Source organism: Savagea serpentis (assembly GCF_015351395.1).
Taxonomy (GTDB): Bacteria; Bacillota; Bacilli; order Bacillales_A; family Planococcaceae; genus Savagea; species Savagea serpentis.
Map to the genome: position 1 here is coordinate 798,153 of NZ_JADKPV010000001.1, position 13,186 is coordinate 811,338.

A 13,186-nucleotide genomic window follows, 5' to 3' on the forward strand; every position below is an offset into this window, starting at 1 on the left:
TCTTTCTTAAGTATTTCGATTTTCGAACTATTATACACGGAATGTTCACAATTGTCATGAAAGAAAACTAAAAACTGCCTACCTCCTATGAAGTAGACAGTTTTCCTTTATTCGATAGTATGTTGAACGTACGTATGCGCCAGCATATTGGCATCGGTTTTTTCCCATAATGCGCTACCTGCTGAATTTAAATCCATGTAACGCAGTTCACTTACGAGCAGTTTCACTTGTTCAAAATGTTGATTAACGGCATAAAGCTCATCCGTCGTATCGACGAGATGACTGCTGTTATAAAGATGTGGATTCGACTTTAAACGACGAACGAGAGCATTTCCAACAACAGCACGTGACGTTTCTGGAATATCTTCTAAACGAAGACGCTTCACATGACCTCGATTTGTAAATAAGACGAGAGACTGTTCTTCTTTCACGATGTGCACACGTTGTAACGTGTCGTCATCTTTTAACTGAATCCCTCTCACTCCCGCTGTACGCACTCCCGTGACCGCTAATTCGCTTACTGGGAAACGAGTCGATTGGAAATGTTCCGAAATGAGTAAAAGCTCATCTTCTAACGTACAGAGCGCGACGGATGTCATCGTCTCTTCTTTTTTCGTATTCATCGCACGGAACGTTCGATTGTAGCGGGCTACTTCATAATCTTTTAATGCTGAAACTTTCACATTTCCTAAACTGCCCGTCGTGACGACATATTGATCTTCATCAAAGCTCGGCACACCGATGACACCAATCACTTCTTCATTCGGTGCTAAAGAAATGATGCTCGATAAATGTTGTCCGAGGTCTTTCCAACGAATGTCCGGTAATTCATGGACCGGTTGATACATATAATTCCCGAGTGAAGTGAATAGGAGCAAATGATGTTGCGTATTGAGTGGTGCGACATACAATAAATAGTCGGACTCTTTCATATCCATTCCTTCACCGTTCGACGCACTATAAGAACGGACACTCGTCCGCTTCACATAGCCATCTTTTGTCACCGAAACGATGACGTCTTCACTTGGAACGAGCACACTTAAATCGACTTCGATCGTTTCAACTTCTGGCTCGATAATGCTGCGACGACTGTTCGCATATTTCCGTTGAACGTCTTTCAATTCACGTTGAATGACACGATTCAGCTGCTTCTCACTGCTTAAAATGAGCTCATAGCGTGCAATTTGTTCATGAAGGTCACGTTCTTCTTCACGTAATGCCGTAATGTCTGTATTCGTTAAACGGTATAATTGTAAAGAGACGATCGCTTCGGCTTGCGGCTCTGTAAATTGGAACGCTTCTTGTAAATTTTGTTTCGCATTCCCTTTATCCGTTGAAGAGCGAATCGTTTCGATCACTTCATCTAAAATCGATAAAGCTTTCATTAATCCTTCTACGATATGAAGGCGTTTCGTTGCGCGGGCGACGTCGTATTTCGTACGGCGCGTCACGACTTCTTGTTGGTGACCGATATAAGCGTCCAACAACATCGGCAAACTCATTAAACGTGGGCGACGGTCAAATATCGCGACCATATTGAAGTTATACGTAATTTGCAAATCGGTATTTTTAAATAAGAAATTACGAATCGCATCCGGATCGATATCTTTTTTTAACTCGACGACGATACGCAATCCTTTTCGATCACTTTCATCTCGAATATCTGCGATGCCGTCTAATTTTCGGTCGATACGTAACTCGTCCATTTTTTTCACGACATTCGCTTTGTTTACATCATATGGGATTTCGGTAAAGACGATTTGTGTTTTTCCAGCCTTTAATTTTTCAATCGTCGACTGAGCGCGTACGACACAGCGTCCTTTCCCTGTCTCGTACGCTTTTTTAATCCCTTCTTTTCCTTGAATGATCGCTCCTGTCGGAAAATCAGGCCCTTGAATCGCTGTCATCAGTTCATCAACGGTCGCATTCGGATTTTTCATGCGCATAAATACCGCTTCGATCACTTCCGCTAAGTTGTGTGGCGGGATATCTGTCGCGTATCCTGCTGAAATTCCGGTCGAACCGTTCACGAGCAAATTCGGAAAACGTGCAGGAAGTACTGTCGGCTCAATCGTCGCATCGTCAAAGTTCGGAATGAAGTCGACCGTCTTTTTATCGATATCAGCAAGGAGGAGTTCCGACACAGCGGAAAGACGCGCTTCTGTATAACGCATCGCTGCTGCAGGGTCTCCGTCTACTGAACCGTTATTCCCTTGCATCTCAATCAATTCATGGCGCAGTTTCCACGTTTGGCTCATCCGGACCATCGCATCATACACCGATATATCTCCGTGGGGGTGATAGTTAGCGATGACGTTTCCGACGGCTTTTGCTGATTTTTTATACGGCTTATCGCTCGTGTTATGGTCTTGTTGCATCGCGTATAAAATACGACGTTGAACCGGTTTTAACCCATCGCGCGCATCTGGTAATGCACGGTCTTGAATGATGTACTTACTATATCGACCGAAGCGATCGCCGATAATTTCTTCCAATGTTAAGTCTTGAATGTGCTCTTGTTGACTCATACTTCCTCACCTTCCACATGAATGAGTTCATTTTCTAACATATTCGTTTCTTCTGTCATGCTGAAGTCGACGTTTTTCTCGATCCAGTTTCGGCGTGGTTCTACTTTATCGCCCATTAATGTCGACACTTGCTTTTCAGATTGTCCGCTATTTTCAATCGTGACGCGAATTAATGTGCGCGTTTCAGGATTCATCGTCGTTTCCCATAACTGTTCCGGGTTCATTTCCCCGAGTCCTTTGTAGCGCTGCAATTTATACGTTTTGCCGATTTCTTGAATCGCTTCTTGAAGGTCTTCTTCCGTCCAAGCGTAGCGCAACACTTCTTTCTTCCCCGCTCCTCGGTACACTTTGTAAAGGGGTGGCATCGCGATATACACTTTCCCAGCTTCTACGAGTGGGCGCATGTAGCGGAAGAAGAACGTCAGCAACAGCACTTGAATGTGCGCCCCGTCCGTATCCGCATCCGTCATAATGATCACTTTGTCATAATTGGAATCTTCCACAGTGAAATCAGACCCGACACCAGCACCAATCGCATGGATAATCGTGTTAATTTCTTCGTTTTTCATAATGTCTTCAAGTTTTGCTTTTTCAGTATTTAACACTTTTCCTCGCAGTGGCAAAATCGCTTGGAATGTTCGGTCGCGTCCTTGTTTTGCAGAGCCTCCCGCTGAGTCCCCTTCGACTAAGTACAGTTCGTTATTTTTCGCATTGCGAGACTGCGCAGGGGTTAATTTCCCTGATAGTAAAGTGTCCGAACGTTTACGCTTTTTCCCGTTGCGCGCATCTTCTCGCGCTTTTCGCGCTGCCATGCGCACTTGTTGGGCGCGGATCGCTTTTCGTACAAGCTCAGCGCTAAACTCCGCATTTTCTTCTAAATAATAGTTCAGCTGTTGGCTGACGACCGCGTCTGTCGCTGTGCGGGCTTCACTCGTTCCGAGCTTCCCTTTCGTCTGCCCTTCGAACTGCAAAATCTCTTCAGGAATGCGCACGGAAATAATCGCAGTCAATCCTTCTCGAATATCCGCGCCATCTAAATTTTTATCTTTTTCTTTCAGTAATCCTGTTTTTCGAGCGTATTCGTTAATGACGCGCGTCATCGCCGTACGCGTACCTGTTTCATGTGTTCCTCCGTCGCTCGTTCGCACGTTGTTGACGAAAGAGAGTACGGTTTCGGAATAGCCGTCATTAAACTGAAACGCAAATTCGACTTCGATGTCTTCTTGCGTCCCTTCTAAATAAGCGACTTCATGCAATGTATCTTTCTCTTCGTTTAAATAATGGACGAAAGCGACGATTCCGTCGTCATATTGGAATGTCTCTTCGACTTTTTCTGCTTCGCGTTCATCAATCAAACGGAAAGCGACACCTTTTAATAAAAAAGCAGATTCGCGCAATCGTTCACGAATCGTCTCTCGGTTATACGTCGTCGTTGAAAAGATCGATGCATCTGGCTTGAAATGAATGCATGTTCCCTTCTGTTTTGTCGCGCCGACTTCTTCTAATGTGGTCACTGGCTTTCCGCCATTTTCAAAACGTTGTGTAAACTGTTTACCGTCGCGGTAAATTGTTACCGTGAGCCACTCTGATAACGCGTTGACGACAGATGCACCGACACCGTGCAGCCCGCCACTCGTCTTATAACCACCTTGTCCAAACTTACCTCCCGCGTGCAGCACAGTCATAATGACTTCTGCTGTCGGTCGACCGGTCTGGTGAGTCCCCGTAGGCATGCCTCGTCCATAATCTCGGACACTGACAGAATCGTCTTGATGCAAAGTGACGACCACTTCGCGACCAAATCCTGCTAACGCTTCATCGACGGCATTATCGACAATCTCATAAATTAAATGATGCAGGCCACGTCCATCGGTCGAACCGATATACATTCCTGGACGTTTTCGCACTGCATCGAGCCCTTCTAGTACTTGAATCGCATCATCATCATAATTCATCATTTGATTTGTATTCGTCACTTCGACACCCTCCATAAAAACATGTGTTCTCTTTTTTATTATCAACTATGCTGAAAACATTGTCAAATCACGCTCTGCGACATTCGAAAATTAATTGTATAGAACATTTTCAAAAAAAGCAACGAACTTCTAAAAGCAAGCATTCAAAAAATAGTTTTCTTTTTCAACTATTGTTGGCACTCTTTTTACGGTATGATAGACTTATCTTGTATTTATTTCTAGCGTAAAGGGGTACCATTATGAATATCGTTCTCGTCATACTCATCGCCTACCTACTAGGCTCTATCCCATCTGCCCTTTGGATCGGGAAAGTATTTTTTAAAACGGATATACGCGAGCATGGAAGCGGTAACTTAGGTGCAACGAACACATTCCGCGTGCTCGGCAAAAAAGCAGGCATCATCGTCACTTTACTCGATATATTGAAAGGGAGCGCGGCTGTGTGGATCGCTTCTCTCGCATACTTTCAACCACTTCCCGTTGAAACGATCGTCATCGGTCTATTCGCAGTTATCGGTCACATGTTCCCGTTATTCGCTCGCTTCCGGGGTGGAAAAGCAGTCGCTACAAGCGCAGGGGTATTACTCGCTTATGCACCGATTGTATTTGTCATCGTCTTAGCCATTTTTATTATCAGTTTGAAAGTAACGAAGATGGTTTCACTCTCTTCTGTGATTGTCGCTTGTTCAGGGATTATTATCGCAATCGTCGAGTTCATTCGTTCGCAAAACTATTCCTTTTCTATTATAGTCATATGTATGGCACTGTTTATCATTTATCGACATCGTGCGAATTTAGAACGGATTAAAAATGGTACAGAACCAAAAATCACGTGGCTTTAGGAGGAGTTTTATGAACATTCAACTAACCGAAGATGCTGTCCGTTGGTTTGAGACAGAAATGGACGTCGAACCAGGAGAAACGGTACAATTTTATGCGCGTTATGGAGGCTCAAGCCCGCTTCATGAAGGTTTCTCACTCGGCATTCAAAAAAGCGAACCCGATAAAATTGTTGCGAAGACGGTCATCAATGACGTGACGTATTACATCGATGAACATGATGCGTGGTTTTTCCAAGATCATCATTTACTCGTCTCTCTCAATGATGATTTAAATGAACTGCACTTCGCTTACGAAAAATAAAAGGATAATGCTAAAAGCCTGACGAATCAATAATAACGTCAGGCTTTTTCTTGCCATTTTTCTGCAATTTCAGGAGAAGGCGCAATGACTTCAAATCCACGATCATCATACGAATGAAAAACGGTAAGCGTTGGAATATGTTCAATAAAAATCGATGGGCTATAAATGTGCCCTTTAAATGGTCTCCTGATATCCGCTTCCACTGTTCGATGAACTAACTTCGGAATATCAAATTGCGCATACGTTCCAGTCACGAAAAACTGCTCCGCAAGCAGCTCTTCTGCCTGAATGATAAATGAATGCGTGCGCATCTGATAACGTAGTTCAGGCGAGATGTAACGGTGGAGCGTCAACGGTTGACGATGAAGCGTCGGATACGTTGTCACGATAAGTCGGATCTCATCCTCTCGTCGAATCCATTCATTTAACCAACGGACACGTTCATCGGTCGTTCGTTGCACATAAAAATCTACACAATCCGTCACCGAGCGATCATTTGATACATGCACCGCATAAGGAGAGCGGTGATAGAGACGGTAATCAAATTGTTCAGGGGCACGTAAGCTTTTCGGATAAAAGCGCTCGTATTGATGTTGTAAGCCCTCCTGCCTTAAAATATAGCGCTCCCGGTCTCCTAGCAAATCGAAATGCGGATATGTCGGATGTCGATCGATCCATTCGGGTTGTAATCCGTATCCCTTCCCCCATTCAATTAAACGGTCGAGATCTGCACAGCCCGCCTTCGTCACCGTATGACAGCCAGGAAATCGGTCGTCGAGCCAATAATGCGTCAAAAAAGCGAGCTCACCTTGCGTTACTCGCTTTTTCCACTGTTGTAGCTGCGTTCGATTCACACCGAAAGCCATTATTTCTCTACCTTCGGAATAACATTTTGTTCGTAAGCTTCATGCCAAGCAGGATCGACTTTGCTAAGGGACACGGGACGGAAACTGCCCTTTTTCACGAGCACATGTGTCGATTCCGCAGTCGCTGCAATGTCCCCGTTTTCTTTTACGATTTCGTACGCATAAATCGTACGCACACGACCGTGTTCACGCAACCATGTGCGCACAGTGACTGTCTCTCCATATGTACATGCTTGTTTATATTGAATATTTAAGTCAACCACCGGGGATAAATAGCCTTCTTCCTCTAATCCAGCATATGTGAATCCGAGTTCTTGAATGAGCGAAGTGCGTCCGATCTCCATCCATACGAGATAATTCGCATGATAGACGACGGCCATTTGATCCGTTTCTGCATAGCGTACTTCGATTTGTTTTTCATTGATTAGTCCCATTGTTTTCACCTCTCTTCTATACTAAACAAAAAGAATGACCGCTACAACGAAAACAATCATTCCAATTAAAATCCATCCTGTCTCTTTCACAGCTTTTGCAGCATCTTCTGACCAATCTGGGTTGGTTGGGAAGTCTTCTGCTGTATGGACACGAAAACATTTTATGCATGTTGCTTTCGTTTCCTCTAACTTTAATTCTCCTCCACAGGTGAGGCAAGATACTTTACTCATATTGTCACTCCTCTACTTTATTATTATCGCATCATTTTAGAAGACGTCAATCGCTTTTCCTACATCGTCAAACATGCACCATTTTTTAATATTTAGTCTTTTCGTTTAATTAAAATAGTATTATTATTATATAGATAATCTTTTAGTTTCATATATCTATATATAAAGACTTGCTTATAATGAAAAAATCAATATTTTCCTCCATAAATAAGAAAGCGAATTTTACAAAAAATCGTTCAAAATGAACTGTTCATTCCTAGGAATATCCCGTATTATGGAAGAAAAAGGTGGGATTTGCATATGTTACTACGTTTAGGTGAGTCAATTCGTACGAATAATTTCTCGGATGCTGAGTTAACAATGAAGTTGCAACGATTATGGAAAACAGCCCCTCCCGTTCGTCCAATGTATGTTTGTTATTTTCATTATGCACATCGCTTTACTGAAGATTATTCTGTCGCATTTGGTGTGGAAGATCCGAACGGTACATTTGAAATTCCCGAAACCTCTTACATTTCGTATACTATCCCTTTGAAAGAACAGTTAGGCTTTTGGAAAGCATGGCAACAAGTGTGGGAAGATGAGTGTTCTGGCAAAATCATACGACATTATACGATCGATTACGAAAAATATGAAGCGGATGGCACCGCTACTTTATACATAGCGGGAAAGAAAATACCGCATGCGCAATCTTCTTGTCCTCAAAAGGCAATTGGATAAAAAAATCCCCTCGAGCATCATTGCTTCGAAGGGATTTTTATTATTATTTTGTAGCTTCTTTAATTTTGTTACGGAGAACCATTTGTAAGATTCCGCCGTGACGGTAGTAGTCGATTTCAACTTCTGAATCGAAACGTGCAAGAGCTTTGAACTCTGTCACTTTTCCGTCTTTCGCTTTCGCAGTTACAGTGAGGATATCGCGTGGTTTAACACCTTCAGCGATATTTACAGAAATTTCTTCTTCTCCTGTTAAGCCGAGTGAATCTGCTGATTCGCCTTCCATGAATTGAAGTGGTAAAACACCCATCATGACAAGGTTTGAACGGTGAATACGCTCGTAGCTTTGTGCGATAACTGTTTTAATGCCGAGAAGGTTTGTACCTTTTGCAGCCCAGTCACGTGAAGAACCCATACCGTAGTCGTTACCTGCAAGGACAACTAGACCAGTACCTTGTTCTTGGTATTTCATACATGCATCGTAGATTGGCATAACGTCGCCTGTTGGCCAGTACGTTGTGAATCCACCTTCTGTACCTGGTGCAATTTGGTTACGGATACGGATGTTCGCGAATGTACCGCGCATCATCACTTCGTGGTTACCACGGCGTGATCCGTAAGAGTTAAAGTTACGTGGCTCTACGCCGTTTTCACGGAGGTAGATTCCAGCTGGTGTATCTTTACCGATCGCTCCTGCTGGTGAGATGTGGTCAGTCGTGATTGAGTCGCCGAACTTACCAACAACACGCATACCTTCAAGTGTTTGAATATCTTCTGGCTCTTTTGAGAGACCTTGGAAGAATGGTGGGTTTTGAATGTATGTTGATTTCTCATCGAATTCGTAGATTGGATCGTCTGAAGTTTCAATTGCGTTCCAAGCTTCGTTCGCTGTGAAAACAGTTTCGTATTCTTTGCGGAAGATTTCTGGTGTTACAGAAGCTTTAACAACTTCTTGAACTTCTTCCGTTGTTGGCCAGATGTCTTTGAAGAATACATCGTTGCCGTCTTTATCTTGACCGATTGGGTCTTTTTCGAAGTCGATGTCCACTGTTCCAGCGAGTGCATATGCTACCACGAGTGGTGGTGAAGCTAAATAGTTCGCTTTAACGAATGGGTGAATACGTCCTTCGAAGTTACGGTTACCAGAGAGAACAGAAGTTGCTAAAAGGTCGTTTTCTCCGATTGTTTTTTCGATTTCAGGTAATAATGGACCTGAGTTACCGATACATGTTGTACATCCGTATCCAACTGTGTTGAATCCGATTTTATTAAGATATTCAGTTAAACCTGAATCATCTAAGTAACCTGTAACAACTTTAGAACCTGGTGCGAGTGAAGTTTTCACGTGTGGTGGTGGTGTTAAACCTTTCTCCACAGCTTTCTTCGCTACGAGTCCAGCTCCTAACATAACGTATGGGTTCGATGTATTCGTACATGAAGTGATTGCCGCGATTGCGATATCACCTGTTTTCATTTCAGCTGTGCGTCCGTCAGCGAATTCGATCGTACCTTTTTTGTCGAATTCTTCTGGCGTTAAGCCGAAACCATGTGGACCTTCTGGTGCTACAACTGATTCGCGGAATGCAGTTTGTAACTTAGAAAGTGGAATTAAGTCTTGTGGACGTTTTGGACCTGAAAGGTTCGCTTCGATTTCTGAAAGATCGATTTCAACAACGTCTGTGTAGACTGGCTCTTCTTTTTCAGGTGTGAAGAACATGTCGTTCTCGATTAAATATTGTTTAACGACTGCGATATGATCTTCGTCGCGGCCTGTTAAGCGCATGTAGTCGAGTGACTCTTCGTCAACTGGGAAGAAACCACAAGTTGCACCGTATTCTGGCGCCATGTTTGCGATTGTTGCGCGGTCAGCAAGTGGTAATTGGCTTACGCTTGGTCCGAAGAACTCTACGAATTTACCAACGACACCTTTCGCACGCAATACTTGTGTTACTTTAAGTGCTAAGTCAGTTGCTGTCGTTCCGTTTGGAAGGTCTCCTGTCAATTTAACACCGATCACTTCTGGAATTGGGAAGTATGAAGGTTGTCCGAGCATTCCTGCTTCCGCTTCAATACCACCAACACCCCATCCGAGAACACCGATACCGTTGATCATCGTCGTATGTGAGTCAGTACCAACTAATGTATCTGGGAATGCTTCGAATGTGCCGTCTTCATTTTCAACAGCATGCACAACGTTCGCAAGGTACTCTAAGTTCACTTGGTGAACGATACCTGTCGCTGGTGGAACTGCGCGGTAGTTGTCGTATGCTTTTTGTGCCCAGTTTAAGAACTGGTAACGTTCAGCGTTACGTTCGAATTCTAATTTCATGTTTGCATTCAGTGCCGCTTCCGTACCGTATTGGTCTACTTGTACAGAGTGGTCAATGACGAGGTCAACCGGGATCTCAGGGTTGATCTGTTGTGGGTCTCCACCCATTTCAGCCATCGCTGAGCGAAGTGCTGCAAGGTCAACTACTACAGGAACACCTGTGAAGTCTTGTAAAATTACGCGTGATGGTTTGAATGGTACTTCTGCGTCCTTGTCCGCGTCTTTACCCCATTTTGCTAAGTTTTCAACGTGATTATCTTGGATAACGTAACCGTCATGTTGACGAAGTACAGATTCAAGTAATACTTTTACTGAGTAAGGGAGTTTTGAAACGTTTGCTACGCCAGCTTCTTCTAAAGCTTTGATGCGGTAGTAATTGTACGTCTTGCCGTTTAAATCGAATGATGTACGGCTGTTATGCAAATTGCTTTTTGCCATTTTAAATTCCTCCTTTATGTACGTAGTGTGATTTTGGAATAAACCACACTCTCTTCACTCCTCATATTACAATACTCCATGTCATAAGTAAAATATAATATAATTATAGGTTGTGATAAGCAAAACGAATAACCTTTCGATTTTATCATTCATTTTCTCAATTACATCGCTTAAATAGCCAAAAGAAATACTTTAGTATCAGCATAATTCAGCACGACAGAAGTCGCTTCATCACCATTTAGATTTCACTCGTTAATGTTTTTGAACATATATCAATCAGAACAAGACACATGTCAAGACAACTAGTAAAATAATCAGTATACTAAAGAAAATATGATGTGAAGGAGTTTGAAATATGAAAGAAGCTTTATTAGTTATTGATTACACGATTGACTTTGTCGCTGAGGATGGCAAATTAACTTGTGGTTTACCGGGGCAACAACTCGAGCGCTATATCGTCGATACGACGAAAGATTTTATCGAGCGCCAGCAATTCGTCGTCATTCCAAACGACATCCACGAAGAGAACGATCCGTTCCATCCGGAAACTGCCCTCTTCCCTCCTCACAATATACGCGGAACAGAAGGTCGTCATTTGTTTGGTGAACTTCAGTCTTTATATGAAGCGAATCAAGCGCGTGTCATTTGGATGGATAAAACACGTTACAGTGCATTTGCGGGAACGAATTTAGATATTTTACTTCGCGAACGAAATATCCGCACCGTTCATTTAATGGGGGTATGTACAGATATTTGTATTTTGCATACAGCGATTGACGCTTACAATTTAGGGTATGAAATCGTCATCCACACAGGTGGGGTTGCGAGTTTCGACATGGAAGCTCACGAATTTGCTTTAAAGCATTTCAAAAATGTATTAAATGCCAAAGTCATCGAATAATTGAACAAGGGGTAGCACCGCATAAGCGAGGCTACCCCTTTAGTATTGTCTAGGTCATATTAATCGTAATTTTATAATGAATGTTTTCATTGAACATTCGTGGTGAACAACTCGTCCCACAGCCGCGGTTCGTGTTCTGTCTCGATCTTTTATCCTTAAGCAACGCAAACCCTACCTACTTTTGCGTCCTTGCAGCTCTCTAACTGCTCCAGTGTGAATAAGTGTCTTCAAAAATTGAAATCAGACTGCCAGATTACGTGCATAGTATTCCTTTTCATACGTATGACTAGTATACTTCATGAAAATATTTTTGTCAAATATGCGTTGATATACCTTCTATCAACGCATACTTTTCAATATTTTTTCTTTTTTAAAAAATAATACGTTTCAAATTAAGTTGAGGTGGTATACATAGATTACAAGCAATCATACTTGTTTTATAGAAAAGGAGATGGAGAATATGTTAAGTTTCTTATGGTATTTAATCATTGGTGGTATTTTAGGTTGGTTAGCGGGTGCGATTTTAGGGAAAGATGTTCCATTCGGTATTCCTGGTAATATTATTGCAGGGATTGTCGGTGCATGGATCGGTGGTAACTTATTAGGAGCATGGGGCCCACAAGTGTCCGACTTCTATATTGTTCCAGCATTAATTGGTGCGATTGTACTCGTTGCAATTTTAAGCTTAATTTTAAAATCAATGAATCGTGCGTAATTTCAAAAAGAGAGAAAAGGCGTAATGTCCTTTCTCTCTTTTTTCTGTTTAACGATACGAAATGATTAAAAGAAAACGTTTTCGTTCTCGTTTAGCTATGGTATAATCAACATTAAATGCGAGAACGTTTTTTAAAAAGGAGGTCTTGTATGCGCTTACAACAAAAGGTAGCCATCATTACAGGTGGTAGCGGCGGAATTGGCCAAGCGACCGTTCGACGCTTTCTACAAGAAGGTGCGACAGTAGCTATTGTCGATTACGATGAACAGGCACTTCATCAATGGGCTACTCAATTGCGGACGGAACATTTGGAATCTTTTGAAACCTATGTATTAGACGTAAGTTCATTGGATCACGTTCAAAAAGTCATCACTCAAATCGCTGAACGTTTCGGAACAATCGATATTCTTGTCAATAATGCGGGAATTACACAAGACGCTCAGTTGACAAAAATGACCGCAGAACAATTTCAACATGTGCTCGAAGTGAACACGACAGGTGTTTTCTACTGTACGCAACAAGTTGTTCCTCATATGATTGCTCAACAGAGTGGAAAAATCATTAATACGACATCGGTCAGTGGCGTTCACGGAAACTTTGGACAGACGAATTACGCCGCTTCTAAAGCAGCGGTCATCGGTATGACAGAGACATGGGCGAAAGAACTCGGCCGTCATAATATTAACGTCAATGCTGTTGCGCCGGGATTCACTTTAACTCCGATGGTTAAAAAAATGCCAGATGCCGTCATTGAAAAAATGACGAAGATGATTCCGCTCGGCCGTCTCGGTAAACCGGAAGATATCGCCAATGCCTATGTCTTTTTAGCTTCTGATGAAGCAAATTATATTCATGGACACACATTGCATGTCGATGGTGCCATCATTATGTAATTTGTCTACATGTGC

General features: G+C 42.6%; 12 protein-coding genes and 1 pseudogene. 6 read left to right on the forward strand and 7 right to left on the reverse strand.

All coding sequences use genetic code 11. The features are described from left to right. Window positions 1-107: 107 nt before the first annotated feature. Together parC and parE are read right to left on the reverse strand one after the other, a co-directional pair. Window positions 108-2,528, reverse strand: coding sequence for a DNA topoisomerase IV subunit A (gene parC / locus IRY55_RS04075; RefSeq protein ID WP_194561969.1), 2,421 nt, complete (start codon window positions 2,526-2,528; stop codon window positions 108-110). After that, entirely contained in the window at window positions 2,525-4,486 is a 1,962-nt protein-coding gene (parE, locus tag IRY55_RS04080) for a DNA topoisomerase IV subunit B (protein WP_194562384.1), read from the reverse strand. Before parE ends, parC begins: the two co-directional genes overlap by 4 nt. A 257-nt stretch (window positions 4,487-4,743) precedes the next feature. On the opposite strand from parE, the gene plsY reads away from it, so the two are divergent. Together plsY and IRY55_RS04090 are read left to right on the forward strand one after the other, a co-directional pair. After that, complete coding sequence (plsY, locus tag IRY55_RS04085) at window positions 4,744-5,346, forward strand: glycerol-3-phosphate 1-O-acyltransferase PlsY (protein WP_194561970.1); 603 nt, start codon at window positions 4,744-4,746, stop codon at window positions 5,344-5,346. Window positions 5,347-5,356: 10 nt separating this feature from the next. After that, window positions 5,357-5,647 (forward strand): HesB/YadR/YfhF family protein, encoded by a 291-nt coding sequence (locus IRY55_RS04090; RefSeq protein WP_194561971.1) that lies wholly within the window; start codon window positions 5,357-5,359, stop codon window positions 5,645-5,647. 38 nt (window positions 5,648-5,685) lie between these two features. On the opposite strand, the gene IRY55_RS13645 is transcribed toward IRY55_RS04090, so the two are convergent. The 4 genes and pseudogenes from IRY55_RS13645 to IRY55_RS04105 form a co-directional block, all read right to left on the reverse strand. After that, window positions 5,686-6,156 (reverse strand): DUF3885 domain-containing protein, encoded by a 471-nt coding sequence (locus IRY55_RS13645; RefSeq protein WP_456238889.1) that lies wholly within the window; start codon window positions 6,154-6,156, stop codon window positions 5,686-5,688. A gap of 63 nt (window positions 6,157-6,219) precedes the next feature. Further along, window positions 6,220-6,513, reverse strand: a pseudogene (locus IRY55_RS04095) (hypothetical protein); the annotation flags it as partial. Continuing rightward, a complete protein-coding gene (locus IRY55_RS04100; RefSeq protein ID WP_194561972.1) occupies window positions 6,513-6,947 on the reverse strand; it encodes an acyl-CoA thioesterase in 435 nt (144 codons plus the stop codon). The gene IRY55_RS04100 and the pseudogene IRY55_RS04095, both read right to left, overlap by 1 nt. 21 nt (window positions 6,948-6,968) lie before the next feature. After that, complete coding sequence (locus tag IRY55_RS04105; RefSeq protein ID WP_194561973.1) at window positions 6,969-7,178, reverse strand: hypothetical protein; 210 nt, start codon at window positions 7,176-7,178, stop codon at window positions 6,969-6,971. A gap of 300 nt (window positions 7,179-7,478) precedes the next feature. Between IRY55_RS04105 and IRY55_RS04110 the strand changes: the two genes are divergently transcribed. After that, window positions 7,479-7,898, forward strand: coding sequence for a hypothetical protein (locus tag IRY55_RS04110; protein ID WP_194561974.1), 420 nt, complete (start codon window positions 7,479-7,481; stop codon window positions 7,896-7,898). Window positions 7,899-7,941: 43 nt separating this feature from the next. Here IRY55_RS04110 and acnA read toward each other — a convergent pair whose 3' ends face one another. Beyond that, the gene (acnA, locus tag IRY55_RS04115; RefSeq protein WP_194561975.1) at window positions 7,942-10,662 is read right to left on the reverse strand and encodes an aconitate hydratase AcnA; all 2,721 of its coding nucleotides are present in this window, start codon (window positions 10,660-10,662) and stop codon (window positions 7,942-7,944) included. A 355-nt stretch (window positions 10,663-11,017) separates the two neighbouring features. Between acnA and IRY55_RS04120 the strand changes: the two genes are divergently transcribed. The 3 genes from IRY55_RS04120 to fabG all read left to right on the forward strand — a co-directional run bounded on the left by IRY55_RS04120 (window position 11,018) and on the right by fabG (window position 13,171). Further along, complete coding sequence (locus tag IRY55_RS04120) at window positions 11,018-11,563, forward strand: cysteine hydrolase family protein (protein WP_194561976.1); 546 nt, start codon at window positions 11,018-11,020, stop codon at window positions 11,561-11,563. Between the two features lie 460 nt (window positions 11,564-12,023). Continuing rightward, window positions 12,024-12,278 carry a GlsB/YeaQ/YmgE family stress response membrane protein gene (locus tag IRY55_RS04125; RefSeq protein ID WP_194561977.1) on the forward strand — a complete coding sequence of 85 codons (255 nt, stop codon included), beginning with the start codon at window positions 12,024-12,026 and terminating at the stop codon, window positions 12,276-12,278. A 149-nt stretch (window positions 12,279-12,427) separates the two neighbouring features. Then, window positions 12,428-13,171, forward strand: a complete 744-nt coding sequence (fabG, locus tag IRY55_RS04130) for a 3-oxoacyl-ACP reductase FabG (protein ID WP_194561978.1) — start codon at window positions 12,428-12,430, stop codon at window positions 13,169-13,171. Window positions 13,172-13,186 lie beyond the last annotated feature (15 nt).